Here is a 25,827-nt window from a genome sequence, read left to right on the forward strand (position 1 = left end):
CGATGGTACGTGAGGCTGGGGAGTTAGCCCAGCAGACCTTTGCGAAGGGCTGCCATGTCCACGGTTTTTGACACAAATACAGCGCCGGCCTCGATGGCGGCGTCGTATACTTCGGGGTTCAGGGTCAGCACGCCGGCGGGCAGACCCGCGGCGCGAATGCGGCGGATGCCCTCGAGCGTGGCGGCGATCACATCGGGGTGGTTGGGGTTACCAACGTGACCCATGCTGGCCGCCAGATCGGCGGGCCCGATAAAGATGCCATCCACGCCTGGAACGGCGGCGATGGCTTCGATCTCGGTCATAGCCTCGACGGTTTCTACCTGAACCAGCAGGCAGATTTCAGCGCGGGCCGCCTTGTGGTAGCCCGCGATCTTGCCGAAACGGGTGGCGCGGGTCATGCCCGACACGCCGCGAATGCCCGCAGGGGCGTATTCCACGGCGGCCACAGCCTCGGCGGCCTCAACCGCATTCTGGACATAGGGGATCAGCAGGGTTTGCGCCCCAAGGTCCAAGAGCTTTTTGATTTCGGCCGCGTTCAGCGATCCGGGGCGCACGATCGGCGTCACCGGATAGGGAGCGATGGCCTGCAGCATCGGCAGCACCGAAATCGGGTCCAGCGGCGAATGCTCGGTGTCGAACATCATCCAGTCGAACCCGCAATCGGCCATCATCTCGGCCGCCAAGGGATCGCGCAGAGTGCACCAGATGCCGGTTTGCAGACGCATCTCTTGCAGGGCTGCCTTGAAGGCGTTCTTGTACAGATCGGCCATCGTTATCCCCAGTTATTCGAAGCTGACGCCGATGGACCCAAGCGGGCCGTAATCGGCATAGATCACATCACCCGAGGCGATATCGACAGGGCGGGTAAAGGACCCACCCAGCACGATGTCACCCTTCTTGAGGCCACCCCCCAACGGCGCCAGCTTGTTCACCAGCCACGCAATCCCCGCGGCTGGGTGCCCCATGATCGCGGCAGACACACCGGACTCCTCGATCACGCCATTCTTTGACAGGGTCGCAGCGACCCAACGTACGTCCAGATCAAAGGGGCGGAAAATGCGGCCCCCCAGAACGATTGCCCCAAAGGCTGCGTTGTCGGCGATCGTGTCGGTGATCGCGCGCGGCACCTCGGTGCGGTAGTCGATGATTTCCAGCGCGGGCGTCACGTATTCGGTGGCGCGCATCACGTCGTGCATCTGGCAACCTTCGCCCTGAAGATCCTCGCCCATGACAAAGGCCAGTTCGGTTTCGAGGCGCGGCTTGATGAAGGTGCCCGCAGCGATACGGGCGCCGTCCTTGAACAGAGCGTCGTCAAGCATGACGCCGTAGTCGGGCTCGGTCATCTTGCTGGCCATCTGCATGGCGCGGCTGGTCAGGCCGATCTTGCGGCCAACGATCTTGGCCCCTTTGGCGATGCGCCCCTCGGCCCAGCGGCGCTGGATGTCATAGGCGTCCTCGATCTCCATCTCGGGATAGGTCTTGGACAATTGAGGGACAACGATCCGGGTCTGCTCGGCGGTCAGCAGGGATTCTGCTGCCGCCTGACGCTGTTCGTTCGAAAGCATGAACTGGTCCTGTGGTTTAGAATGCGGCGGTCGCGGTCGGCAGGATGACAGCGGCCTGAGTAATTTCTTCGACAACAAATGCGGCGCTGCCGAGCAGGGCGCAGCCGGTCATCAGGATGATGACGGCGGTGGTGAACAGGGTGACGTTCGCATCGCACAGGCCCAGGATCGGCAGCTTGAAGGGGGGAACGCCGTTCACTTCGTCCACCAGATGGCCGCCATAGATCGGGCGCATCGCAACCGCAGTCCAGAAGCCGCCATAGGCGCAGACCGACAGGATCGCGGCGATCCAGATGGGCCATGCGGTGTCACCGGCGGTCCAGATCAGGACCAGCGCCAGAATGGCGATATAGACGTAGGACATCACCTGCCAGACGCAGTGAAAGCGCGCGTGCGGGGTCCAGCTGGGGTTGAACCAGTGGGTTTTGTTCGAATCGAACAGGAAAGGGATCAGGCTGTAGCCGAGCGAAGAGATCGTCAGCAGAATTTTGGCTGCGAGTAGCATCTGGGGTCCTCCCAAGGGTGTGGAAATAGGTCCGCTCCTCAACGGATCGAGTGTATCGTAATATGGTACACTGTATCATAAAATGAGCATGAGTCGCGAATCTGTCAAGCGCCCTCGCACGGGGTGCGGGGCGCTTGGCGGGGCATTTCCCGCAAATTCAACAGCTTGGGCGTTGTAAAATTCTTAGATCGAGGGGCCGAAACGGTCCTGGACCGCGCGGCGGAAGGACAGCAGCGCCGCCTTCAGATCTTCTTCGCGGCGCTTGAACCGCGCTGTCGGCATCGCGATCGAGATGGCCAATTTGCGGCCGCCGATCTCGGGTAGGGTGGTGGACATCGCGCAGGCATCGACGCCGTATTCCTCGCGATCGATGAACAGGCCGAACTCGGCAAAGGCTTCGACTTGGGCCAGCAAACGCTCGGGGTCGGTGATGGAGTGGCTGGTCATTGCGGGCATGCCTTTGGCGCGCAGCAGGGCCAGTGCTTCGTCGCGGGGCATCTGCGCCAGATGGGCTTTGCCGTTGGCGGTGCAGTGGATGGGATGTTCGCGCCCGACAAAGGAAATAACGCGAATATCCTCGTTCGAAGCGATCTGTTCGATCACAATCACCCGCCCGTCGTCCAAGGCCGTCAGGTCGATGTTGTCCCCGATTTGGGCGTGCAGCTCCTCCATCAGGGGCATCAGCAGGGTGCGGGCGTTCAGGTTCACCTTGGCCCCCAGACGCGCCAGCTCCATGCCCAGAAACACGCCCTGATGGCCGGAATTCTTGGTCACCAGCCCCTCTTTGTTCAGGGCGCCGACCATGCGCTGGACGGTGGATCGGGCCAGTCCGGTGGCTTTGGCGATCTCTCCAAGGCTGCTGCCCTGATGGTCGGCAATCGCGCGCAACACGGCGATCGCCTTGGAAATCGACTGTCCGTCACTGGCGCGGGGTTTTTCTTCGGCCACCTGCTTGCTCCATCCGGTCTGCGAAAAAGTCTTTGTCAAACAGCTACTCCCCCTTGGGCGCATCTTCAACGCCGCGCGGCGACGCACCGCGAATTGATTCATTTCGGGCAAGGCTATTGACACGAATCCAACCTTACCGCATTTTGGTATAGTGTATCGTATATTGATACAAGCACATTGCACCCCGACCGGACACGCGCCGGTGACCGCAGATCCACGCAAGGAGGAGCGCGTGGTTCCGGCCAAGGGAGGGGCGCATCAGGGAGGAATTTCATGCTTTCACGACGTCGCCTTTTGAAGGGCGCGGCCGCCACTGGCGTGCTTGGCGCTGTTTCCAACTTTCCGCTGCCGGCCTATGCCAAGACCCGTCCGATCAAGATCGGGTTCGTCACCCCGAAAACCGGCCCGCTCGCCATTTTCGCCGAGCCCGATGAATTTGTGCTGTCCCAGTTCCGCACCGCGCTTGCGGACGGGCTAGAGATCAACGGCGCCAAGCATCCCGTCGAATTCATCGTCAAGGACAGCCAGTCGAACTCGAACCGCGCGTCGTCGGCGGCGCAGGAACTGATCTTCGAGGACGAGGTGGACATCATCGCGGCATCCTCGACCCCCGACACCACGAACCCCGTCGCGGATCAGGCCGAGCTGAACGGCGTGCCCTGCATCACCAACGACACCCCGTGGCAGCCGCATTTCTTTGGCCGTCAGGGCGATCCGAAGGTGGGTTTCGAATACACCTACCACTTCTTCTGGGGCCTCGAGGACGTCATTCAGGTGTTCATGTCCCTGTGGGACGCGGTCGGCACCAACAAGGTCGTGGGCGCGATGTGGCCCAACGATCCCGATGGCAATGGCTGGAGCCACCCCGAACTGGGCTTCCCCCCTGTGATGCAGCAGGCGGGCTACAAACTGGTCGATCCGGGCCGCTACCAGAACATGACCGACGATTTCAGCGCGCAGATTTCAGCGTTCAAGGAAGCAGGCGTCGAGATCATTTCGGGCGTGATGATCCCGCCGGATTTCACCACCTTCTGGACGCAGGCCGCACAGCAGGGCTTTAACCCCAAGGTCGTCAACGTCGCCAAGGCCAGCGAATTCCCGCAGGCGATGGCCGCGCTCGGGGACCGCGCCGATGGTCTGTCGGTCGAGGTCTGGTGGCACAAGTACTTCCCCTACATGTCCAGCTTCAACGGCCAGAGCTGCGAGGCCCTGTCGGATGCCTATGAGGCCGCGACCGGCAAGCCGTGGACCATGCCCTTGGGGGCCAAGCACTCGCTGTTCGAGGTGGTCATCGACACCCTGCGCCGCACGCAGGATCTGGACAGCCCCGAAAGCATCGCCGAGGCGATCCGCACCACCGATCTGGCCACGGTCTTTGGTCCGGTGAACTTCCAGACCGGTCCGGTGCCCAACATCTCGAAAACGCCTGTTGCGGGCGGGCAGTGGCAGATCGAGGGCGACAAGCCCGTTCTGCACATCGTCACCAACAGCCACACCCCGTCCATCGGTCTGACCGGTGCGATGAAGCCGATCGCCTGATCGACCGGCGCGACCCTGCTGCGGGTCGCGCCCCTTGATGTGGAGGGAACCGTGCAACCACTTCTCAGCCTTAAAGGCGTTAACAAACAGTTCGGGGCGCTGACCGTTTCGGACAACATCACCTTTGATCTGCCAAAGGGGCAGGCCTTGGGGATCATCGGGCCGAACGGCGCCGGTAAATCGACCCTGTTCAACCTGATTGGCGGGGCGTTGCCGCCGTCCTCGGGGACCGTGTCGTTCAAGGGCGCGGATGTCACCCAACAGCCCGCGTCGGTGCGCTGCCGTGCGGGGATCGCGCGGTCGTTCCAGATCCCGCACCCCTTTGTCGGGATGAGCGTTTACGAAAACCTGCTGGTCGCGTCGTCCTTTGGCGGTTCGGGGCATCGCAACCCCAAAGAAGCCTGCCGCGAAATTCTGGATCGCACCGGCCTTTTGCACAAGGCGAACCGCCCCGCGGGCAGCCTGACCCTGCTGGAGCGCAAGCGACTGGAGCTGTCCCGCGCCTTGGCCACGGGGCCGGAACTGCTGCTGCTGGATGAAATCGCCGGCGGCCTGACCGAGGCCGAATGCCACGAGCTGGTGGAAACCATCCAGGGCATTCATGCCAGCGGTGTCTCTATTATATGGATCGAACACATCGTTCACGCGCTGCTGGCTGTGGTCGAGCGGCTGATCGTGATCGACTTTGGCAAGATCGTCGCCGAGGGCGAGCCCCGCGCAGTCATGTCTGATCCGTTTGTTCAGGAAATCTACATGGGGATCTCGGTCGATGACCAAGCTGCTTGAGGTGTCCGGCCTGACCGCCCATTACGGCGACTTTCAGGCCCTATTCGGTGTCGATATGCAAGTCGAAGAGGGCGAGACCGTCGCCATCATCGGCTCGAACGGCGCCGGTAAATCCACGTTCCTGCGCACCCTGACCGGCCTGCGCCCGTCCAAGGGGCAGGAGATCCGGTTCTGCGGCCAGCAGATCGCGGGCCTGCCTGCGGACCAGATCCACAAGCTGGGTCTGGCCATGGTCCCCGAGGGGCGCCGCCTGTTCCGGTCCCTGTCGGTCGAGGAAAACCTGCTGATCGGGGCGGCTGGCAAACGCAAGGGGCCTTGGGACCTGAAGAAAATCTATGATCTCTTCCCCGATCTGGTGGCCAAGCGGAATAACCCCGGCACGGCCCTGTCCGGCGGTCAGCAGCAGATGGTGGCGATCGGGCGCGCGCTGATGTCGAACCCGTCCTTGCTGCTGTGCGACGAGATCAGTCTTGGCCTTGCGCCCAAGGTCATCAAGGACATCTACGAGGCCGTTCCGATGATCCGCGCCCAAGGGACTTCGATCCTGGTGGTCGAACAGGATGTCAGTCAGGCGCTGGCCGTGGCGGACCGCATCTATTGCTTCATGGAGGGGCGCGTGTCCCTGACGGGTACGCCCGACAGCCTGTCCAAAGAGCAGATCGCAAACGCATATTTCGGAATAGGGGAGGCCGCCTGATGGTCTGGATCAACTCGATCGTCCAAGGCGTGATGCTTGGCGGTCTATATGCATTGTTCGCCGCGGGCCTGAGCCTGATGTTCGGCGTGATGCGGTTCGTGAACATCGCCCACGGGGATTTCATCGTGGTCGGGGCCTATCTGATCCTGACCTTTGTGGTCAGCTGGGGGCTAAGCCCCGTGCTCGGGGTCGGCATGGTTCTGGTACTGCTGGCGGTCGCTGGCTACATGAATCAGCGCCTGCTGCTGAACCGCGTCCTGGGCAAGGATATCCTGCCGCCGATCCTCGTGACCTTTGGCATGTCGATCATCATCCAGAACGGTCTGCTCGAGGTCTTTTCCGCCGACAGCCAAAAGCTGCAAACCGGCTGGCTGGAGACCACGAGCGTCCAGCTTGGCGACCAGTTCGCCGTGGGGCTGCTGCCGTTCCTGATGTTCATGACGGCGGTGGCGGTGATCGGTCTGCTGCAATTCGTGTTCTACAAGACGCCCTTGGGCCGGATGCTGCGCGCGACCTCGGATGATCCGGAAATCGTGCCACTAATGGGGGGCAACAACGCGCATACCTTTGCTTTGGCGACTGGACTTGCTTCGCTGGTGGTCGGGGTCGCGGGCATCTGGCTGGCGATGAAGACCAACTTTGACCCTGCCGCCGGTCCAGCCCGTCTGCTGTTCGCGTTCGAGGCGGTGATCATCGGTGGCCTTGGCAACATCTGGGGCACGCTGCTGGGGGGGATTATCCTCGGGGTGGCGCAAACCGTCGGCGCGCAGGTGGATGCTGGCTACCAGATCCTTGCCGGACACCTTGCCTTCTTGCTGGTGCTGGTCATCCGCCCGACCGGCCTGTTCCCGAAAGTGAGCCATTAACATGACCATGATCGCACAAACCGGCGCGGCACCGCGTCTGCAAACCAGCCTGTCTGTCATCATCCTCGGGGCCACGCTGGCCGCGCTGGCGACCGCGCCCATGTGGGCAGGCCGCGCCGAATTGCGCCTGTTGATGGAGGCGCTGAGCTATCTGGCCTTGGCCCAGATGTGGAACCTGCTCGCGGGTTACACCGGTCTGGTGTCCGTGGGGCAGCAAGCGTTCGTGGGCCTTGGGGGCTACATGTTCTTTGGGCTGGCTATTTTCGGCGGGATGGGCGTGCTGCCCGCGTTGGGGTTGGCGGCCGTGGGCACCGCGATCATCGCGATCCCGACCGGCTGGTTGGCCTTCCGCCTGAACGGCGCCTACTTTGCCATCGGAACGTGGGTGATCGCCGAGGTCTTCCGTCTGGGCATGGCCCAGGTCGGCTCGCTTGGCGGTGGCTCGGGGATTTCGCTGCCCGTGGATGTGGCTCGCTCGCTGGCCGATGGTCGGGCAGAGCGCGAGATGGCCATGTATTACATCGCCTTCGCCATCGGTGTGGCTTCGGTTGCACTGGTCTGGGGCTTGCTTCGGTCCCGTTGGGGTCTGGCGATGACCGCGATCCGCGACAGCGAACTGGCCGCCGAGACCGTGGGCGTCAGTACCCGCCGCCTGAAGTTCATGATCTATGTCCTGACAGCAGGCTTCACCGCGCTGGCCGGAGGGTTCCTGTTCCTGCAAAAGCTGCGGATCACGCCGGACGCGGCCTTTAGCGTGAATGACTGGACGGCCTTCGTGATCTTTATCGTCGTCATCGGCGGCATCGGCACCATCGAGGGGCCGATCATCGGGACGGTTCTGTTCTTTGCCCTGCGTCAGGTCGCGGCGGATTGGGGGACGTGGTACCTGATGCTGATGGGGGTCATCGCGATCTCGGTCATGCTGGTGGATAAACGCGGCATCTGGGGCCGGATCGAGAGCCTGACCGGTTGGCACCTGTTGCCGGTGAAACGTACCCTCGATTGAGTCGCAATGCCCGTTGGACATTCGGAAAACCCGCGCTGGACTGGCGCGGGTTTTTGCGTGGGCCCTGCGCGTATTGCCGCATCATACGCGAATATGTAACCGGCGGGATTTCGCGAATTTCCCTTGGACCCCCTTGGATTGGGGGCCGTTGCGTAAATTCCCTCAGCAATTCGGCAATTTGCGCGGATAAAGATACATTCCAGCTGAACTATAAAAAGTATATATAGGAAAGGCGGTATATCCTGACCTGACGGATTTGCTAGCGTTTGCTCGATTTGATCGAGGGCGAGTTCATGACAGAGTCCGGTGGGGCTATCGGCCACAAAGTTATTCCACTCAAGAAATGGCTTTGGAATTCCTATATCAGCGCGGCGCTTATCCCGCTTTTGCTGATCGAATTGACCTTTCTGGGGATTTACTGGGGTACGGGCGAGTTCGTCTATGACAAGGGCGCCCAAGCGGTCACCGAGATGTCCCGCGACGCCCTGTCCGATGCCGCTGGCCGCGAGGCGCAGACGATTTCGCGCCGCCTTGCCACGGTCGAGGCACTAACCAAGGTTTACGCCGATGCCACCGGCCAGTCGCTGGAGCGTGCCCCCGATGCCAGTGACGCCGAAAAGGCCCGCTATGCCTATGGGCCGGACGGGGTGTTTTACACGACCGAAAATAACGGGGGCTCGGCGGTCTATTTCAGCGGGATTGTGCCCGTCACTCTGGAAAAGCAGGACAAGGTCTGGCGCACCGCCCATCTGGACCCCTTGATGAAATCTATCGTCGAGGCCGATCCCCTGATCGCGCAGATTTACCTGAATACCTATGACAGCCTGAACCGGATTTATCCCTATTTAGATGTGCTGGAAATCTTTCCGCCGAAAATGGATATCCCCAGCTATAACTTTTATTACGAGGCCGACGAGGTTCATAACCCCGAGGGCAAGGTCGTCTGGACCGACGCTTATATCGATCCGGCGGGGGCAGGGTGGATGGTGTCCTCTATCGCGCCGGTGAAATCCGCCGAGCGGCTCGAGGCCGTGGTCGGGATCGACATAACCATTTCGAACATCGTCGAGCAGGTTCTCGACGTGTCCTTGGCGGGCGAAGGCTACGCGATGCTGGTGGGGCGCGACGGGACCATTCTGGCCTTGCCCCCGCAGGGCGAAAAGGATCTGGGCCTGACCGAATTACTGGATCACCGCTATGACGAGGCCATTCTGGACGACACTTTTAAACCGTCCGAATTCAACATCTTTCGCCGCAGCGATCTGGGGGGGCTGGCGCTGGCGATGCAGGATGCCGAGAGTGGCGTCATGGACCTGCAACTCGAGCATCCGGTCATGGCCTCTTGGTCCACGGTTGCGGGGCCGGGGTGGAAGCTGATCGCCATCGCCAACTCTGACGTGCTGCTGCAGCCGTCGAACACCCTGCGCACGACCCTTGGGACGGTCAGCAAGATCATGTTGGCGGCGCTGGTCATCTTCTACTCGATCTACTTTGCGGTGCTGTGGGGGCGGGCCTCCAAGATGAGCGCCTCGGTCGCGCAGCCGCTGGCCGAACTCGAATCCGACATGGCCGAGATTTCCGCAGGCGGCACGCTGGCCGCGCAGCGCGTCCACTCGGTCGAGGAATTGCAGAACGTGAACCGCCATCTGGTGAAGATGAGCGCCAAGCTTTCTGCGGCCTCGCGCGCCAAATCGGCTTTCTTGTCCGCCATGAGCCACGAATTGCGCACGCCCCTGAACGCGATCCTTGGCTACACGCAGCTGCTGCAAATGGCCGAAGGGCAAAAGATCGACGCCACCAAGATGGCCGATCTGGAGCAAATCTCGCGCTCTTCCACCGAACTCCTGCTGCTGGTCGAAGGGGTCATGGACCTGAGCCGGATCGAGCAGGGGACCCTCGACACGTCCTTTGAGGCGGTGGATGTGGTGCCGCTGATCCGCCACGCCTTTGTCGCGCTGAAACCGCTGGCTGATGCCAAGGGCGTGACGTTTGACCTCGACGTGCCCCATGGTGGCGAGACCTTGGCCCTGACCGACGCAGGCGCATTGAAACGCATCCTGTCGCAGCTGATCTCGAACGCCATCAAGTACAACCGCGATGGCGGCAAGGTGACTGCGCGCCTGCGGGTGTCCGAGGATGACACCCTCTGGATCGATATTCAGGACACCGGAGTCGGCATCCCCGAGGAGCGCCAGCAAGACGTCTTTACCCCGTTCGAACGCATCGGCCACGAGAATAGCAGCGTGTCGGGGGCAGGGGTCGGCCTGTCTATCACCCGCCGCCTGATCGAGATGATACGCGGCCACCTGACCCTGACCAGCGAGGTGGGCAAAGGCTCGATCTTCTCGGTGCAGGTGCCGCGCCCGTAAGTGTATGACACCTCAGACTCAGCGCACCCCGTCCGGTCCTTCGGGCGGGGTTTGCCTTTCACAACTGTTTGAAGGGGCGCCGCACACCCCCGAAAACAAGGCCTAGTTTGCGCTAACTTAACCTCAGCTACACATGTTGTGAAATAATCTTAAAATACTCTCCCTGAAAGCCCTGCTACATCCCCGCGACAAGCTGCATAGCGTTGTGGGAGGACAGCATGACAGTAGATGACCGCGCACCTGCGCGTTCCAACGTTTCGTTGGCACGCCGTGCATGGAACATCCGGCGCAAAGCCCTGCAAATGGGTGAAGTGCAAGGCCAAGGCTACATCGGGCAGGCGCTCGGCATCGCGGATGTCTTGGCAGCTTCTTATTTTCACGCATTGGATTATCGCGCGGACGAACCCGAGTGGGAAGGCCGCGACCGTTTTCTTCTGTCGATCGGCCATTACGCGATCGCGCTTTATGCCGTTCTGATGGAAGCGGGCATTCTGCCCGAAGAGGAGCTGGAAACCTACGGGATGGATGACAGCCGTATGCCGATGTCGGGCATGGCGTCCTACACCCCCGGGATGGAAATCACCGGCGGTTCGCTGGGTCATGGCTTGGGCATCGCAGTTGGGATGGCGATGGGTCTCAAGCGCAAGAAAAACCCCGCGTTCATCTATAACCTGATGTCGGACGGCGAACTTGGCGAAGGCTCCACCTGGGAAGCCGCCATGTCCGGCGCGCACCATAAGCTGGACAACCTGATCTGCCTCGTGGACTTCAACGACCAGCAGGCTGACGGTAAATCGACCGAGATGTTGTGCTCGGAGCCTTTGGGCGACAAGTGGTCGGCGTTCGGTTGGTTCACCCAGCGCGTCGACGGCAACGATCTGGACGCCGTCGTTGCGGCGATGGATGCGGCCCGTAACAGCGATCACAACGGCCCCCGCGTGATCATTTTCGACACCACCATGTGCAAGGGCGTGCCGTTCCTTGAGCAGCGCGAGATCACCCACTTTGTCCGCGTGGATGCTGATGAATGGGGCAAGGCTCTGGACGTTCTCGAAGAAGGAAAGCCCGCATGACCATGGCATCGATGGCGCGCAAGTACGAGGCGCGCAAAGTCACCCCCAAAGAAGAACGTCAAGCCACCAGCGCAATGATCGCATCGCTGGCCGCCGAAGGGTACGACACCGTTTCGGCGCCCTTTGGTCAGGCTCTGGTTCAGGCGGCCAAGGCGGACGAGCGTATCGTTGGCCTGACTGCGGACCTTGGCAAATACACCGACCTGCACATCCTGGGCAACGAGATGCCCGACCGGTTCTACCAGATGGGCATGGCCGAGCAGATCCTGATGTCCGCCGCCGCCGGTATGGCCCGCGAAGGGTTCATCCCCTTTGCCACCACCTATGCCGTGTTCGCCTCGCGCCGCGCCTATGACTTTATTGCCATGGCCATCGCCGAGGAGAACCTGCCGGTGAAAATCTGCTGTGCGCTGCCCGGTCTGACCACCGGCTACGGCCCCAGCCACCAAGCGACCGAGGATCTAGCGATCTTCCGCGGGTTGCCCAACATGACCATCATCGACCCCTGCTGCGCCGATGACATCATGGGCATGGTCCCCGCGATGATCGCACACAACGGCCCCGTCTATTCGCGCCTGCTGCGCGGCAAGGTGCCCTCGGTGCTGACCCGCCACAAGCCGGACTACAAGTTCGAACTGGGCAAGGCGCAGATGATCCGCGAGGGCAAGGACGCGCTGGTGATCTCGACCGGTTTCATGACCATGCGCGCGCTGGATGCGGCCGAACAGCTGGCCAAGGACAACGTCGATGTGGCCGTGCTGCACTGCCCGACCATCAAGCCGCTGGACGTCGAGACCATCGTCGCCGAAGCGTCCAAGGGTGGGCGTCTGGTCATCACCGCCGAGAACCACACCAAGGTCGGCGGTCTGGGAGAGGCAGTCGCCGGTGCCCTGCTGACCAACGGCGTTGCGCCCAAGTTCCGCATGATCGGCTTGCCGGACGAGTTCCTCGAGGCGGGCGCACTGCCGACCCTGCACGACATGTACGGCCTTTCGGTTTCGAAGGTCGTCGAACAGATCAAGGGGTGGCTCTAAGGGCCCCCCGCGAAAACAAGAACCACTAACACACTACTTCGGAGGAGAGGCTCATGGGCCTACTGGAAGGTAAATTCGCAATCGTCACCGGCGCAGCTTCGGCACGCGGCCTTGGTAAAGCGACCGCAAAACTGTTCGCCGAGCACGGCGCAACCGTCGCGATCCTGGACCTGGATCTGGACGCAGCCAAAGCCGCAGCAGCCGACATCGGCGAGCAGCACATCGGTCTGGCATGCAACGTCACAGACAAAGCCGCCTGTCAGGCAGCCGTCGACGAGCTGGTCGCCAAGTGGGGCCGCATCGACATTCTGGTGAACAACGCAGGCATCACCCAGCCGCTGAAGTCGCTGCAGATCGAGCCCGGCAACTATGACGCCGTTATGGACGTCAACCTGCGCGGCACCCTGTACATGTCGCAGGTTTGTGTACCCGTCATGCAGGCGCAAAAATCCGGTAGCGTTGTTAACCTGTCGTCGGTTTCGGCACAGCGCGGCGGCGGCATCTTTGGTGGCCCGCACTACTCGGCGGCCAAGGCAGGCATTCTGGGTCTGACCAAAGCAATGGCGCGCGAATTCGCACCCGATCAGGTTCGCTTCAACGCAATCTGCCCGGGCTTCATCGCGACCGATATTACGGGTGGTAAACTCACCCCTGAGATGAAAGTAATGATCCTCGAAGGCATCCCCATGGGCCGCGCTGGCGAGGCATCGGATGTAGCAGGCTGCGCTCTGTTCCTGGCTTCGGATCTGTCGGCATATTGCACCGGCACCGAGGTTGATGTGAACGGCGGCTCGCTCATCCACTAAAGCTCCTCCGCAGCGCGTCCGGAGGAGTTCGCGCTGCGGCCTTCACACCTAGTTAGTAACGAGGAGAGACTAATGAAATCCGTTGTTTACGCAGCACTTGCCGTGACCACCATGGTGGCGGGAACTGCAAATGCAGCCGAAGTAATTTTTGCCCACGGTGCAAACCCCGGCAACCCCCGTTTTGTCGCCGCTGAAAAGTGGTCCGAGCTTTATGCACAGTGCTCTGGCGATACCGTAAACCATGCGCCTTCGGGCACCATGGGCGATGACGTCGAGATGCTGACCTCTGCAACCGCAGGTGTTATTCAGGTTACTGCCAACAGCCAAGGCGCCATGAGCCAGATCGTCCCCGAGATCGGTCTTCTGGGTCTGCCCTTCCTGTTCAACGATCTTCCCAGCGCATGGAAAGTTCTGGACGGCGAAGTCGGCCAGATGCTGGACGAGCGCGCTCAGAATTCCGGTCTGAAGATCCTTGGTTTCTGGGATAACGGCATCCGTAACGTAACCCACCTTTCCAAGAACGTCTCGTCGCCCGAAGACCTGAAAGGCATGAAGATCCGCACTCCCCCGGATCAGATGACCGTCGACATCTTCGAAGCACTTGGCGCGTCGCCCGCACCGCTGGCATGGTCGGAACTGCCGACCGCGCTTCAGTCGGGCGTATTCGACGGTCAGGAAAACCCGCTGACCAACATCTACTCGGCCAAGATCCACGAGATCACCCCCTATGTCACCCTGACCGGTCACAAGTACGAGTCGACCCCCGTGGTTGCTGGTCTGGCATGGTGGGCAACTCTGGATCAGGCGCATCAGGATTGCGCTCTGCAGGCCACTGCAGAAGCAGGCAAACTGCAGCGCGAGCTGAGCCAGGACGGCGACGTGACCCTGCCCGCAAAGATGGAAGCCGAAGGCGCGATCTTCGCCGAAGCTGACAAGGCCGCCTACAAAGAGGCAACCGCGTCGGTCTATGCGAAATACGCTGAAACCTACCCCGAGCTAGTCAAGGCTCTGCAAGACGCGACGGCCCAGTAATGAACGCTGGCATCGGCGTGAACCCGAGCGAAGCGGAGGGGGTGCATCAGCACCCCTTCCACCGTATCGTCACGCAAATCATCCGCTTGATCGCCTTTTCGGGTAAAGTGATCGCGGTCGCTACGATTGTATTTATGTTCTTTGCGCTGCTGGCCAACGTGGTCCTGCGGTATGCCTTCGGGTCGGGGATTTCCTGGGCCTATGAAATCCATGCTCTGCTGCTGCCCTGGCTGGTTGGCGCGGGTGTGGTCATCGCCGCTGCACGCGGCACGAATATCGCGATCACGATCCTGCCCGACATGCTGGCGCCCGAGCTGCGCCGCGGTCTGCTGGTCGTCATCGAAGTCGTTCTTGTCATTATTTGCGTGACTGTTCTGCAATCCAGCAAGCCCATCCTGATGGCGTCCAAATTCCAGACGCTCTCGACCTTGGGGATCAAACAGTACTGGGGCTACCTCAGCCTTGTGTATGCCTTTGCCGGCATGGCCTGCATCTCGGTTCTCGAGGTGGTGCGCCTGCTGACCGGTGCATCCGTTGCAAACAGTGACGCCGAGCGTCGCAGTCTGAGTTAAGGGAGAGCACCATGACCGGACCTATGATCTGGGTTTTCTTGATCCTTCTGGCGTTTGCCGTGCCGATCGGGCAGGCGATGCTGGGGGGCGTGGCCGCCGCCCTATGGCTGGACGGCAAACCGCTGGCTGTGATTGCGCAGCGTCTTTACACCCCGACCCAAAGCTTTCCGATGCTTGCGATCCCGTTCTTTATTCTGGCGGGCAACCTGATGATGTCGGGCCGGTTCGGTCAGTATCTGGTGAACATCGCGCGCCTGTTCGTGGGCAACATGAAGGGCGGTCTGGGGCAGGTGTCGATCATCGGCTCCGTGATGTTCGGCGGGGTGTCGGGCTCTGCGGTGGCGGATGCTTCGGCGATGGGGAACGCACTGATCCCCGTGCAAAAGCAGCAGGGCTATCCTGCGGGCTTTGCGGCGGCGATAAACTCGGCGTCCTCGACCGTGGCGGTTCTGATCCCGCCGTCGATCCCGCTGATCCTGTTCGGCCTTGTGTCGAACGTGTCGATCGTGGACCTGTTCGTTGCGGGCATTCTGCCGGGCGTCCTGCTGGGTGTCGGCATGTTCACCACCGTCTGGTGGAGCGCCCGCAAGAACAACCTGCCGCGCTCGCCGCTCGAAGGGGGCTTTCAGGCCTTCAAAGGGCAGCTGGTTGCCGCCATCCCCGCACTGATCATGCCGCTCTTCGTGATCGGCACCCTGCGCTTTGGCATTGCGACCCCGACCGAAGTTTCGGTCATGGCCGTGGCCTATGCGCTGCTGATCTCGGGCGCTGTGTACCGTGACCTTGGCCTGCGTGATATCTGGAATGCCTTGGTGGACACCGCCACCATGACCGGCGCGGTGATGCTGATCATCATGGCGTCCTCGACCCTCCAGTGGGTCATGACCGCCGAGCGCGTGCCCCAAGAGCTGGCCTCGTGGGTGGCTGCCACCTTTGCCGAGCCGTGGATGGTCATCCTGATGCTGAACGTGGTGATGCTGATTGTGGGCGCGTTCCTTGACCTTCCGGCGGCGGTGCTGCTGCTGGGGCCGCTGTTCGTGACCATCGGTCAGTCCATTGGTCTGGATCTGGTGCAGTTGGGTCTGATGATGGTCGTGAACCTTGCGATCGGCCTTTATACCCCGCCCGTTGGCACCACCTTGTTTATCTCGATGGGGATTGCTGATGCCAAGCTGGGGGAAACGGTCAAAGCCCTGCTGCCCTTCTATGGTGTGGCGCTGCTGGTTCTGCTGCTGATCTCTTATGTGCCGTTCCTGACGATCTACTGATCAACGGCACATCGCAAATTTCGAACGCGGGTCCATTCGGGCCCGCGTTTTCGTTTGAGTGACGTAGCGTGATTTCCGCCCCGTCTGGACAGGCTGCACCGCGCCCCCCACCATGCCGCCTAAGTGGCGCAGGGGAGAGCGCCGCGGACTGAAAAAGGGGAGAGTTTCATGTCCACATCCGATCCTATTGTCATCGTCGGAGCCTCGCGCACCGCTATGGGCGGGTTTCAGGGGGCGCTGTCCGGCGCCACTGCAGCCGAGTTGGGGGCCTGCGCCATTTCCGGTGCTCTGGTCGGGGCGGGCCTGTCTGCGGATGCGGTGCAAGAGGTGATCATGGGCTGCGTTCTGCCAGCGGGGCAGGGGCAGGCTCCGGCGCGTCAGGCGGCTTTGGGCGCAGGGTTGCCCCTGTCTGCGGGGGCGACCACCGTGAACAAGATGTGCGGATCGGGGATGAAGGCCGCGATGCTGGCCCATGATCTGCTGCTGGCGGGCAGTGCCGATGTCATGGTCGCTGGCGGGATGGAAAGCATGTCGAACGCCCCCTATCTGCTGCCCAAGGCGCGGGGCGGCTACCGGATGGGGCACGGGCAGGTGATCGACCACATGTTCCTGGACGGGCTCGAGGATGCTTATGATCGCGACCGCCTGATGGGCACCTTTGCTGAGGATTGCGCGGGTAGCTACGGTTTCACCCGAGAGGCTCAGGACACCTATGCGCTGACCTCCTTGGATCGCGCACAACAGGCCATCGCAAACGGCAAATTCGTGTCCGAGATCACCCCGATGACCGTCCGCGCAGGCCGCAGCGAAACCACTGTGGATACCGACGAACAGCCCGGCAACGCGCGCCCCGACAAAATCCCGACCCTGCGCCCAGCCTTCCGCGAAGGGGGCACGGTGACGGCAGCCAACAGTTCTTCGATCAGTGACGGGGCGGCGGCGATGGTGCTGATGCGCCTGTCAGAGGCCGAGCGCCGTGGCCTCACACCCCGCGCCATTATCCGCGGCCACGCCACCCATGCCCACGAGCCGAACCTGTTCCCCACTGCCCCCATCGGATCCATGCGCAAGCTGTCCGAGAAAACTGGCTGGAACCTGAACGACGTGGATCTGTTCGAGATCAACGAGGCCTTCGCCGTGGTCGCTATGGCCGCCATGCATGATCTGGGACTGCCCCATGACAAGGTGAACGTCCACGGCGGGGCCTGCGCGCTTGGCCACCCCATCGGGGCATCGGGTGCCCGCGTAATGGTGACCCTACTGGCCGCGTTAGAGACCTATGATTTGCGGCGCGGCATGGCGTCCCTTTGCATCGGAGGAGGAGAAGCCACCGCCATCGCCATCGAACGTGTCAACTAAGTGGTCATAAGAATGTTGTGACCCTTTCGGCCTTTGGTTTTTTGATCAAAAGGGCTAAGTACAGCGCGGGATGCGAATCCCGCGTAAATCGGCGTGCCGTGGCTTGTGGCTGACTGGCAGTTCTCATATACGCCGATGTCCTGTGCTGATCGCCAACCGGAAGGCAGAGACATGATCCAGACGCCCTATTACCTGATCGACAAATCGCGCCTTTTGCCGAACATGGAAAAGATCGCGTGGCTGCGCGAGCATTCGGGCGCCAAGGCTCTGCTGGCGCTGAAATGCTTTGCCACTTGGTCCGTCTTTGACATGATGAGCGAGTATATGGACGGCACGACCTCCAGCTCGCTGTTCGAGGTCAAACTGGGCCGCGAGAAGTTTCCTGGCGAAACCCATGCCTATTCGGTCGCGTGGTCGGACCACGAGATCGACGAAGTTCTGGCCAGCTCGGACAAGATCATTTTCAACACCGTGGGTCAGCTGTCCCGCTTCGAGGAAGCCAGCCGCAACCACACCCGTGGCCTGCGCGTGAACCCCGGTGTGTCGACCAGCGGCTTTGATCTGGCGGACCCTGCGCGTCCCTTCAGCCGCCTTGGCGAACACGACCCCAAGAATATCGAGCCCGTTCTGGACCAGATCAGTGGCTTCATGTTCCACAACAACTGCGAGAACGCGGATTTCGACCGTTTCGACGCCATGCTGAACAGCATCGAGCAGCGGTTCGGCTATCTGATCCGCCAGATGAAGTGGATCAGCCTTGGCGGCGGCATCCACTTCACTGGCGAAGGCTATCCGCTGGACAAGCTGGCCGAGCGTCTGAAACGCTTTAGCGAACAGAACGAAGTGCAGGTTTATCTGGAGCCCGGCGAGGCAGCGATCACCAAATCGACCACGCTCGAAGTGACCGTTCTGGACACCCTGTTCAACGGCAAGAACCTGGCCATTGTGGACAGCAGCATCGAAGCGCACATGCTGGACCTGCTGATCTATCGCGAAAGCGCACGGATGGAGCAGTCGGGCGATCAGGAATGGATGGTCTGCGGCAAATCCTGTCTGGCAGGCGATATTTTCGGGGAATTCAAGTTCCCCAAGGCTCTGCAGGCCGGTGACCGCATCAGCATTCAGGATGCTGCCGGTTACACTATGGTCAAAAAGAACTGGTTCAACGGCGTGAAGATGCCCGCTATTGCGATCCGCGAACTGGATGGCACCGAGCGTCTGGTCCGCGACTTTACCTACGAAGATTTCTCGGCAGCACTGTCGTGAATTTGTCGCCCAAGGGCGTCATGTATCGAACTTAACCTGTAAACCAAAGGGGGTTCCCTACGTTGAAAAAGAACGTACTCATCATCGGCGCTGGTGGCGTCGCTCAGGTCGTGGCGCACAAATGTGCGCAGAATAACGATGTGCTTGGTGATATCCATATCGCCAGCCGGACCCTCGCCAAGTGCGAGGCCATCCTTGAGTCGGTCCGTGAAAAGGGCGCGATGAAGCAAGAGGGCGTTCTTGAAGCGCACCAGGTCAATGCGATGGATACCGCCGCAGTGGCCAACCTGATCCGGACCACCGGAGCAGAGATTGTGATCAACGTGGGCTCGGCCTTTGTGAACATGTACGTGCTGGACGCGTGCATCGAGACCGGCGTTGCCTATATCGACACCGCCATTCACGAAGACCCCGCCAAGATTTGCGAAACTCCGCCGTGGTACGCCAACTACGAGTGGAAGAAGCGCGAGCTGTGCGCCGAAAAGGGCGTGACCGCTATTCTGGGGGCAGGCTTTGACCCCGGTGTTGTGAACGCCTTCGCGCGCTATGCGATCGACGAATACATGGACGAAGTGAAGTCCATCGACATCGTGGACATCAACGCAGGCTCGCACGGCAAGTACTTTGCCACCAACTTCGACCCCGAGATCAACTTCCGCGAATTCACTGGCGTCGTCTACTACTGGGAAGACCAGCAGTGGAAAGAGACCACCATGTTCGCCTCGGGCCGTGACTGGGATCTGCCGACCGTTGGCACCTGCCGCGCCTATCAGTCGGGCCACGACGAAGTGCACTCGCTGGCGGCCAACTATCCGAACGCCGACGTGCGTTTCTGGATGGGCTTTGGCGACCACTACATCAACGTCTTCACCGTGCTGAAGAACCTTGGCCTTCTGTCCGAGCAGCCCGTGAAAACCGCCGAAGGTCTGGAAGTTGTTCCGCTGAAAGTGGTGAAAGCAGTGCTGCCCGACCCCTCCTCGCTGGCGCCGAACTATACTGGCAAGACCTGCATCGGCGATCTGGTCAAAGGCACCAAAGACGGTCAGGACGTCGAGGTGTTCGTCTACAACGTGGCCGACCACAAGGAAGCCTACGAAGAGGTTGGCTCTCAGGGCATCAGCTACACCGCCGGTGTGCCGCCCGTTGCTGCCGCGATGCTGGTTGCGACCGGCGAGTGGGATGCCAAGACCATGAAAAACGTCGAAGAGCTGGACCCCAAGCCGTTCTTCACCATCCTCGACACCATCGGTCTGCCGACCCGTGTGCAGGTTGGTGGCCTTGGTGGCACCGACAAGGCGTGGAACGAATAATCCGTCTATCAGACGGTCAAAGGGCGGGGATTTCCCCGCCCTTTTTCATTTGTAGTTCGCGATCTCGACCAGATTGTTGTCCGGATCGCGCAGATAGACCGAGGTGATCGGCCCCGTCGCGCCAGTGCGATCCACGGGCCCTTCTTCGATCTGCAAACCGTGCGCGGTCAGGTGGGCGATCACGTCCTCTAGCGGCGTTTCGGTGATCAGGCAGAAGTCCCCCGATCCGGCGGTTGGATGCATGGCCTTGGGTTCGAATTCGCGCCCGACCTGATGCAGGTTGATCTTCTGCGCGCCAAATCGCAGCGCCTTGCGGCCCGCGCCAAAGGTTTCCACAGTCATCCCCAAGGCCTCATAAAACGCGCAGGTTTCGGGGATCGAGGCCACGGTCAGGACGAAATGGTCGATGCGGGTGATCTGCATGTGGGCCTCTGAAATAACTGTCGCTTGGGGATTGGTTTGCAGATAAACGGGCGCAATGGAATCTGAAAACACCTTCGACATCTTCTTGGTGGCCCCTCCGGGTCTAGAAAACGTGGTCGCCGATGAGGCCCGCGAGCGTGGCTTTGCGGGCGTGACCCAGCAGCCGGGCGGCGTGACAGTGCGCGGCGACTGGCCCGAGGTCTGGCGCGCCAACCTGCAACTGCGGACCCCCGTGCGCGTTCTGGCCCGTTTCGCCAGCTTCCGCGCGATGCACTTGGCGCAGCTGGACAAACGCGCCCGCAAGATCGACTGGGCCGCGCTCTTGCCCCAAGGCGTGACGCTCAAGGTCGAGGCCACCTGCCGCAAGTCCAAGATCTACCATGACCGCGCCGCCGCCGACCGCGTGAAAACCGCGCTAAAGGACACCGTGGGCGCCGTGATCGACCAAGAGGCCGAGCTGGTGATCAAGCTGCGGATCGAGGATGACCTCTGCACGTTCAGCATCGATACCAGCGGCGAGAGCCTGCACAAACGCGGCCACAAGGAACTGGTGAACAAGGCGCCCATGCGCGAAAACCTTGCCGCCGCGTTCCTGCGCCAGATGGGCTATGACGGCACGCAGGCGGTGCTGGACCCGATGTGTGGCTCTGGCACCTTTGTGATCGAGGCAGCGGAGATGGCGGTGGGTCTCTATCCCGGTCGCAGCCGCAGCTTTGCCTTCCAGACCTTGCGGAACTATGACGCCAAGGTGTTTGACGCATTGAAAGCGGGCGTTCAGCCCCGCGAGGTGCCCGCGCAGTTTTACGGCTCTGACCGTGACACGGGCGCGATCCGCATGAGCACCATCAACGCCGAGAAAGCGGGGGTAGGGGGGCTGACGGCCTTTGCCCACGCGGCGGTCAGTGATTTGCAGCGTCCTGACTGCGCGCCCGGCATTGTGATCGTGAACCCGCCCTATGGCGGCCGGATCGGCAACAAGAAGCAGCTATTTGCCCTATACGGCGCGCTGGGGAAAACCCTGATGGCGCAGTTCAAGGGCTGGCGTGTGGGGATCATCACCACGGACGGCGGTCTGGCAAAAGCAACGGGGCTGCCGTTCCTGCCGACAACCCCGCCTGTGCCTCATGGTGGGATGCGGATCACTCTTCACCAGACCAATCCGCTGGCCTGATCAGGCCGGTTCGGTCGTTTTGCTGCGATCGGGGACAAAGTCCGCGGCGTCCCCTGCATCATCCATGCTCAGGTCGAAGACGGGCTTCGGCTCTGGCATGGGCACGTCCACCAGATCGGCGATATGCTCGGCATCGGTGGTTTCAGTGGCGTCCTCGGACAGGCGGAAGATGCGGATCGAATCCCGCAGGGTTGCCGCCTGAGCCGACAGTTCCTCGGCTGTCGCAGACATTTCCTCGGAGGCGGCCTCGTTGGATTGGGTCGCGCCGTCCAGCTCGATGATCGTCGTGCGGACCTCTTGCGCCCCCAGAGAGATTTCCGAGTTCGCCCGCGAGATGTCACTGACCAGCGTCGAAGTGCGCTCGATCTCGTCGACCAGTTTGTTCAGCATTTCACCGGCGATCTGGGCTTCGGACACGGTGTTCTTCGAGATGTCGCCGATTTCCCGCGCGGCGGTCTGGCTGCGTTCGGCCAGCTTGCGCACTTCGGAGGCGACCACGGCGAAACCACGGCCATGCTCGCCTGCGCGGGCGGCCTCGACCGCGGCGTTCAGGGCCAAGAGGTCGGTCTGGCGGGCGATTTCCTGCACCACGGCGATCTTTTCCAGAATGTCCTTCATTGCGGACATGGCCTGTTTGACCGCTGCGCCACTCTGACGGGCCTCTTGGGCGGCGCTTTCGGCCACCTTCTCGGTCTCGATCGCGTTCTCGGCGGTTTGGGCGATGTTGGCGGTCATCTGTTCGATCGCAGTGGAAACGCGCTCGGACGAGGCGGCCTGACGGGTTGCCGAAGTGCTGAGGCTGTCCGATGTCTCCGCCATCTGGCTGGAGCCGATGGCCACGTTGTTCGCACCTGTAGAAACCTCGCCGACGATGCTGCGCAGGCTGGTGACCATGCGGTTCAGGTTGTCCAGCAGATCGCCGATCTCGTTCTTTTCCTTGTGGGTGGCGGTTAGGGTCAGGTCCCCATCCGCCACGCGGGCGCTCAGGTCATTGGCCTTGGCAAACCCGCGCGAGAGGGCGCTGATGATCCGGTAGGACGCAAACAGCGACAGCGCCGCTGCGACCCCCAAAAGCCCCAGCGCGATCTTGCGGGAATGGTCAAAGGCCGCGCGCGAGTCTGCCAGTGCCTGCGCCATCCGGCCTTCTTCGTTGTTCTGGACGGTGGCGATCAGCGTGGCCATCTCGGCATCCACCAAAGAGCTGTTCACATATAGCAGCTCGCCGGCCTTGGCCGCGCCGCCAAAGGTCAGCACCTGCATCACCTTCTTGTTCAGGGTGTTCAGCTCGTCGCGCAGGGACACATAGTTATCCAACTGGCCAAGGGTTTCCTCGGTCGCGCCGACACGGGCTTTGTCGATGGCGGCCTGCTGATTGTCGCCAAGGGCGCGCAGCTCTGCCTTGAACTGGCGGCGCTGCTCTTTGTTATCCAGCATGATGTAGTCGCGCATGATCCGCTGGATGGTGTTCTGCTGTTCAGCCAGCTCGTCAAAGGTGCGGATATGGGCAAAGTTCTCGTTTACGATGGCTTCGCTGCGATCCTGCATCTCTTCGAGTTCATAGACGACCAGCCCACCCATGCAGGCCAGCAGCACGAGCTGGATCAGAAAGGTGGCAGCAAGCCTGAACTTGATGGAAAATTTCATGGCGCATCCAACTGGAATAGGGGTGTCTTGCGCCGCGCCCACACGTCGGGCGGGCGCGCGAGCGTTCCCCAAAGTTTAGCGGCTGTGGCTGGCAGACGGGATCGTTCAAGAGGCTAGGTCAGGCGCGAATTAGGATGGTCGGCGCGTCGAATGGGATTCAACGCCATCACAGGCCGATTGACCGCAGCACCGGAATTTGCGACCCATTGGCCGAATTCTTTGCGGAGCACATCTTATGGCCAAGCCGATTTTTGTCCTGAACGGACCGAACCTGAACATGTTGGGCACCCGCCAGCCCGAGGTCTATGGCTATGACACGCTGGCCGATGTCGAGGCCAAGTGCCGCGCAGTGGCCGCCGACTACGGGTTCGAGGTCGTCTTTGCCCAGAGCAACCACGAAGGCGAGATCGTCGAACTGATCCAGCGCGCCCGGCTTGAGGCCTGCGGTATCGTGATCAACCCCGCCGCCTATACCCACACCTCGGTCGCGATCCGCGATGCGCTGGTGACCTGCGACATGCCCAAGTTCGAGGTCCACATCTCGAACGTCCACGCGCGCGAGGCGTTCCGCCATCATTCCTATGTGTCCGACATCGCGACCGCTGTGATCGCCGGTCTGGGGATCGAGGGTTATCTGGCCGCCATCCGCCGTCTGGTGCAGCTGGTCTGATCCAAAATCGGGGGCGTGCGTTCACCATAGGAAACGCCGGTTCCCCTGATGTCCATTCAAGGCGCCCGTTTCCCCGCGAAACGGGCGTTTTTCTATTCCGGCCCGCGCCTTGATCTGGATACTGCCCCCAAGCACCGCCACAAGGTGCGGGAAACTCCAGACGACAGGCCCCTCATGACCGGTTCCATCCGCCGCAACCCAGCGACATGGCGCAAGACGCGAATAGCGGGTGATCTGGCGTTTTCCGACACATCTTCCCGTTTGCGACGCGCTACAGATTCCGTCAGGCAGGCTGCACTGCGTCACCAAAGGGGAAACCACGCGGGCCGAGGCGCAGTAACGCCGCAATCAGACTTCTAGCATTAGACCGACCGTTCAAGGATCACACGAATGACCAAGTATGCCCTGACCGTCACCTGTCCCTCGACCCGCGGGATCGTGGCCGCCATCGCAAACTACCTCGCTGACACCGGCTGCAATATCACCGACAGCTCGCAGTTCGACGACAAGGAAACCGGCAAATTCTTTATGCGTGTGAGCTTCACAAGCGAGCAGGGCAAAGATGTCGCCGAGCTGGAGCAGGGCTTTGCCGGCGTAGCCACCGAGTTCGAGATGGAGTTTGCCTTCCATGACGAAACCGAGAAGATGAAAGTCGTCATCATGGTTTCGCGCTTTGGCCACTGCCTGAACGACCTGCTGTACCGTTGGCGTATTGGCGCGCTGCCGATCGACATCGTGGCGGTGATCTCGAACCACATGGACTATCAGAAGGTCGTCGTGAACCACGACATCCCCTTCCACTGCATCAAGGTCACCAAAGAGAACAAGCCTCAGGCCGAGGCCGCGATCATGCAGGTTGTCACGGACACCGGCGCCGATCTGATCGTTCTGGCGCGCTACATGCAGATCCTGTCGGACGAGATGTGCCAGAAGATGTCCGGCCGCATCATCAACATCCACCACTCGTTCCTGCCGTCGTTCAAGGGCGCAAATCCCTACAAACAGGCCTATGAGCGCGGTGTGAAGCTGATTGGCGCGACCTCGCACTATGTCACCGCCGATCTGGACGAGGGTCCGATCATCGAGCAGGACACCATACGCGTGACCCACGCCCAAAGCCCCGACGACTATGTTTCGCTGGGCCGTGACGTCGAAGCGCAGGTTCTGGCCCGTGCGATCCACGCCCACATCCACCGCCGCGTCTTCCTGAACGGCAACAAGACCGTGGTCTTCCCCGCAAGCCCCGGTTCCTACGCCTCGGAGCGTATGGGCTGAGCCTCGCGCCACAATTCGAGAATCTACGGCCCTCGGTGAAAACCGGGGGCCTTCTTTTTGCCCGAATTGGAAAAAGGGAATCGGGTGGCGCTGACTAATCCCGAGGGCGATCTCTTGCAAAAATACAAAATTGAGACGGCATTTTTTGGCGGGCCGCACTGTTTGAAAGCCATATACCAAAGCACAGACCGGTGGTTTCCCTATCAGATCGACAGAGTAGGGCCTGTGGGCAGGGCTCTGGATGAATTGAAATCACAGGTTACACAAGTGACGGTTGCGTCCGTTAGTCCGACTGCGATTGCCTGTGGATAGCTCTGGAAAATAGCGAGATTCGAGGGGGCTGGCGCTTTTTGTCGGGGTGCCTTAAGGCGGCGCTCTGAGCCGGAATCGCGATTCCTGTGCTCTGTGGATAACCGGGAATCTGCTCGGGACTTGGCTTGGTTAGGGGGCGAAGTTCTCGTGAATCTGGCAGGCCGGGTAACCTGCCTAATTTTGCACATTAGTCGCTCATCATTCAACATTGTTGCAAAAATATAGGATCACTACCCTGTGAATGGGCAATTTATGGTCCGGAATTGACGGGAATTGTCCGATCGCGCGTGATTTCGGCCACATAGGACCAAGCCTACCTAAAAATACTGGA

At 61.2% G+C, this 25,827-nt stretch carries 24 protein-coding genes; 18 read left to right on the plus strand and 6 right to left on the minus strand.

Going from position 1 to position 25,827, the window contains the following annotated elements:
• Positions 1–23: 23 nt before the first annotated feature.
• The 4 genes from HJ536_RS08195 to HJ536_RS08210 all read right to left on the minus strand — a co-directional run bounded on the left by HJ536_RS08195 (position 24) and on the right by HJ536_RS08210 (position 3,057).
• Positions 24–770 (minus strand): HpcH/HpaI aldolase family protein, encoded by a 747-nt coding sequence (locus HJ536_RS08195; RefSeq protein WP_177157377.1) that lies wholly within the window; start codon positions 768–770, stop codon positions 24–26.
• Positions 771–782: 12 nt separating this feature from the next.
• Complete coding sequence (hpaH, locus tag HJ536_RS08200) at positions 783–1,565, minus strand: 2-oxo-hept-4-ene-1,7-dioate hydratase (protein WP_176853596.1); 783 nt, start codon at positions 1,563–1,565, stop codon at positions 783–785.
• 16 nt (positions 1,566–1,581) lie between these two features.
• Positions 1,582–2,070 carry a hypothetical protein gene (locus HJ536_RS08205; protein ID WP_177157378.1) on the minus strand — a complete coding sequence of 163 codons (489 nt, stop codon included), beginning with the start codon at positions 2,068–2,070 and terminating at the stop codon, positions 1,582–1,584.
• A 183-nt stretch (positions 2,071–2,253) separates the two neighbouring features.
• Positions 2,254–3,057 (minus strand): IclR family transcriptional regulator, encoded by an 804-nt coding sequence (locus HJ536_RS08210; protein WP_176853594.1) that lies wholly within the window; start codon positions 3,055–3,057, stop codon positions 2,254–2,256.
• A gap of 234 nt (positions 3,058–3,291) precedes the next feature.
• Between HJ536_RS08210 and HJ536_RS08215 the strand changes: the two genes are divergently transcribed.
• From HJ536_RS08215 to HJ536_RS08285, 15 genes are all read left to right on the plus strand, one after another.
• Positions 3,292–4,557, plus strand: coding sequence for an ABC transporter substrate-binding protein (locus HJ536_RS08215; protein ID WP_177157379.1), 1,266 nt, complete (start codon positions 3,292–3,294; stop codon positions 4,555–4,557).
• A gap of 51 nt (positions 4,558–4,608) precedes the next feature.
• On the plus strand, positions 4,609–5,343 hold the full coding sequence (locus tag HJ536_RS08220) for an ATP-binding cassette domain-containing protein (protein ID WP_177157380.1): 735 nt from the start codon (positions 4,609–4,611) through the stop codon (positions 5,341–5,343).
• The gene (locus HJ536_RS08225; RefSeq protein WP_177157381.1) at positions 5,327–6,040 is read left to right on the plus strand and encodes an ABC transporter ATP-binding protein; all 714 of its coding nucleotides are present in this window, start codon (positions 5,327–5,329) and stop codon (positions 6,038–6,040) included. Before HJ536_RS08220 ends, HJ536_RS08225 begins: the two co-directional genes overlap by 17 nt.
• Positions 6,040–6,906 (plus strand): branched-chain amino acid ABC transporter permease, encoded by an 867-nt coding sequence (locus HJ536_RS08230; RefSeq protein ID WP_176853590.1) that lies wholly within the window; start codon positions 6,040–6,042, stop codon positions 6,904–6,906. Before HJ536_RS08225 ends, HJ536_RS08230 begins: the two co-directional genes overlap by 1 nt.
• Position 6,907: 1 nt before the next feature.
• The gene (locus HJ536_RS08235; protein WP_177157382.1) at positions 6,908–7,912 is read left to right on the plus strand and encodes a branched-chain amino acid ABC transporter permease; all 1,005 of its coding nucleotides are present in this window, start codon (positions 6,908–6,910) and stop codon (positions 7,910–7,912) included.
• Positions 7,913–8,205: 293 nt separating this feature from the next.
• A complete protein-coding gene (locus HJ536_RS08240; protein WP_177157383.1) occupies positions 8,206–10,281 on the plus strand; it encodes a sensor histidine kinase in 2,076 nt (691 codons plus the stop codon).
• Between the two features lie 218 nt (positions 10,282–10,499).
• Positions 10,500–11,354, plus strand: a complete 855-nt coding sequence (locus tag HJ536_RS08245) for a transketolase (RefSeq protein ID WP_177157384.1) — start codon at positions 10,500–10,502, stop codon at positions 11,352–11,354.
• Positions 11,351–12,388: a transketolase family protein gene (locus tag HJ536_RS08250; protein ID WP_177157385.1), complete on the plus strand. Its 1,038-nt coding sequence runs from the start codon at positions 11,351–11,353 to the stop codon at positions 12,386–12,388. The genes HJ536_RS08245 and HJ536_RS08250 overlap by 4 nt, the downstream gene beginning before the upstream one ends.
• A 53-nt stretch (positions 12,389–12,441) precedes the next feature.
• The gene (locus tag HJ536_RS08255) at positions 12,442–13,194 is read left to right on the plus strand and encodes an SDR family NAD(P)-dependent oxidoreductase (RefSeq protein WP_176853585.1); all 753 of its coding nucleotides are present in this window, start codon (positions 12,442–12,444) and stop codon (positions 13,192–13,194) included.
• Positions 13,195–13,266: 72 nt separating this feature from the next.
• Positions 13,267–14,226 carry a TRAP transporter substrate-binding protein gene (locus HJ536_RS08260; RefSeq protein WP_176853584.1) on the plus strand — a complete coding sequence of 320 codons (960 nt, stop codon included), beginning with the start codon at positions 13,267–13,269 and terminating at the stop codon, positions 14,224–14,226.
• Positions 14,226–14,798: a TRAP transporter small permease gene (locus HJ536_RS08265; RefSeq protein ID WP_176853583.1), complete on the plus strand. Its 573-nt coding sequence runs from the start codon at positions 14,226–14,228 to the stop codon at positions 14,796–14,798. The genes HJ536_RS08260 and HJ536_RS08265 overlap by 1 nt, the downstream gene beginning before the upstream one ends.
• Positions 14,799–14,809: 11 nt before the next feature.
• Positions 14,810–16,066, plus strand: a complete 1,257-nt coding sequence (locus HJ536_RS08270; RefSeq protein ID WP_176853582.1) for a TRAP transporter large permease — start codon at positions 14,810–14,812, stop codon at positions 16,064–16,066.
• Between the two features lie 168 nt (positions 16,067–16,234).
• Positions 16,235–17,425, plus strand: coding sequence for an acetyl-CoA C-acyltransferase (locus HJ536_RS08275; RefSeq protein WP_177157386.1), 1,191 nt, complete (start codon positions 16,235–16,237; stop codon positions 17,423–17,425).
• Between the two features lie 174 nt (positions 17,426–17,599).
• The gene (locus HJ536_RS08280; RefSeq protein WP_176853634.1) at positions 17,600–18,691 is read left to right on the plus strand and encodes a carboxynorspermidine decarboxylase; all 1,092 of its coding nucleotides are present in this window, start codon (positions 17,600–17,602) and stop codon (positions 18,689–18,691) included.
• A gap of 62 nt (positions 18,692–18,753) precedes the next feature.
• Positions 18,754–20,001 carry a saccharopine dehydrogenase family protein gene (locus HJ536_RS08285; RefSeq protein WP_177157387.1) on the plus strand — a complete coding sequence of 416 codons (1,248 nt, stop codon included), beginning with the start codon at positions 18,754–18,756 and terminating at the stop codon, positions 19,999–20,001.
• 45 nt (positions 20,002–20,046) lie between these two features.
• Here HJ536_RS08285 and HJ536_RS08290 read toward each other — a convergent pair whose 3' ends face one another.
• A complete protein-coding gene (locus tag HJ536_RS08290) occupies positions 20,047–20,424 on the minus strand; it encodes a VOC family protein (protein ID WP_177157388.1) in 378 nt (125 codons plus the stop codon).
• Positions 20,425–20,479: 55 nt separating this feature from the next.
• Between HJ536_RS08290 and HJ536_RS08295 the strand changes: the two genes are divergently transcribed.
• Positions 20,480–21,595: a THUMP domain-containing class I SAM-dependent RNA methyltransferase gene (locus HJ536_RS08295; RefSeq protein WP_177157389.1), complete on the plus strand. Its 1,116-nt coding sequence runs from the start codon at positions 20,480–20,482 to the stop codon at positions 21,593–21,595.
• On the opposite strand, the gene HJ536_RS08300 is transcribed toward HJ536_RS08295, so the two are convergent.
• On the minus strand, positions 21,596–23,239 hold the full coding sequence (locus tag HJ536_RS08300) for a methyl-accepting chemotaxis protein (RefSeq protein ID WP_177157390.1): 1,644 nt from the start codon (positions 23,237–23,239) through the stop codon (positions 21,596–21,598). It lies immediately after the preceding gene.
• Between the two features lie 235 nt (positions 23,240–23,474).
• On the opposite strand from HJ536_RS08300, the gene aroQ reads away from it, so the two are divergent.
• Positions 23,475–23,909 carry a type II 3-dehydroquinate dehydratase gene (aroQ, locus tag HJ536_RS08305; protein WP_176853576.1) on the plus strand — a complete coding sequence of 145 codons (435 nt, stop codon included), beginning with the start codon at positions 23,475–23,477 and terminating at the stop codon, positions 23,907–23,909.
• Positions 23,910–24,299: 390 nt separating this feature from the next.
• Positions 24,300–25,184, plus strand: a complete 885-nt coding sequence (gene purU / locus HJ536_RS08310; RefSeq protein ID WP_177157391.1) for a formyltetrahydrofolate deformylase — start codon at positions 24,300–24,302, stop codon at positions 25,182–25,184.
• Positions 25,185–25,827 lie beyond the last annotated feature (643 nt).

The organism is Donghicola mangrovi (assembly GCF_013377535.1).
GTDB classification, from domain to species: domain Bacteria; phylum Pseudomonadota; class Alphaproteobacteria; order Rhodobacterales; family Rhodobacteraceae; genus Donghicola; species Donghicola mangrovi.

Coding starts and splice junctions, on each gene's coding strand:
- HJ536_RS08195 (WP_177157377.1), bottom strand. CDS start 770: ATGGCCGATCTGTACAAGAACGCCTTCAAGGCAGCCCTGCAAGAGATG.
- hpaH (WP_176853596.1), bottom strand. CDS start 1,565: ATGCTTTCGAACGAACAGCGTCAGGCGGCAGCAGAATCCCTGCTGACC.
- HJ536_RS08205 (WP_177157378.1), bottom strand. CDS start 2,070: ATGCTACTCGCAGCCAAAATTCTGCTGACGATCTCTTCGCTCGGCTAC.
- HJ536_RS08215 (WP_177157379.1), top strand. CDS start 3,292: ATGCTTTCACGACGTCGCCTTTTGAAGGGCGCGGCCGCCACTGGCGTG.
- HJ536_RS08225 (WP_177157381.1), top strand. CDS start 5,327: ATGACCAAGCTGCTTGAGGTGTCCGGCCTGACCGCCCATTACGGCGAC.
- HJ536_RS08230 (WP_176853590.1), top strand. CDS start 6,040: ATGGTCTGGATCAACTCGATCGTCCAAGGCGTGATGCTTGGCGGTCTA.
- HJ536_RS08235 (WP_177157382.1), top strand. CDS start 6,908: ATGACCATGATCGCACAAACCGGCGCGGCACCGCGTCTGCAAACCAGC.
- HJ536_RS08240 (WP_177157383.1), top strand. CDS start 8,206: ATGACAGAGTCCGGTGGGGCTATCGGCCACAAAGTTATTCCACTCAAG.
- HJ536_RS08245 (WP_177157384.1), top strand. CDS start 10,500: ATGACAGTAGATGACCGCGCACCTGCGCGTTCCAACGTTTCGTTGGCA.
- HJ536_RS08250 (WP_177157385.1), top strand. CDS start 11,351: ATGACCATGGCATCGATGGCGCGCAAGTACGAGGCGCGCAAAGTCACC.
- HJ536_RS08255 (WP_176853585.1), top strand. CDS start 12,442: ATGGGCCTACTGGAAGGTAAATTCGCAATCGTCACCGGCGCAGCTTCG.
- HJ536_RS08260 (WP_176853584.1), top strand. CDS start 13,267: ATGAAATCCGTTGTTTACGCAGCACTTGCCGTGACCACCATGGTGGCG.
- HJ536_RS08265 (WP_176853583.1), top strand. CDS start 14,226: ATGAACGCTGGCATCGGCGTGAACCCGAGCGAAGCGGAGGGGGTGCAT.
- HJ536_RS08270 (WP_176853582.1), top strand. CDS start 14,810: ATGACCGGACCTATGATCTGGGTTTTCTTGATCCTTCTGGCGTTTGCC.
- HJ536_RS08275 (WP_177157386.1), top strand. CDS start 16,235: ATGTCCACATCCGATCCTATTGTCATCGTCGGAGCCTCGCGCACCGCT.
- HJ536_RS08290 (WP_177157388.1), bottom strand. CDS start 20,424: ATGCAGATCACCCGCATCGACCATTTCGTCCTGACCGTGGCCTCGATC.
- HJ536_RS08295 (WP_177157389.1), top strand. CDS start 20,480: ATGGAATCTGAAAACACCTTCGACATCTTCTTGGTGGCCCCTCCGGGT.
- HJ536_RS08300 (WP_177157390.1), bottom strand. CDS start 23,239: ATGAAATTTTCCATCAAGTTCAGGCTTGCTGCCACCTTTCTGATCCAG.
- aroQ (WP_176853576.1), top strand. CDS start 23,475: ATGGCCAAGCCGATTTTTGTCCTGAACGGACCGAACCTGAACATGTTG.
- purU (WP_177157391.1), top strand. CDS start 24,300: ATGACCAAGTATGCCCTGACCGTCACCTGTCCCTCGACCCGCGGGATC.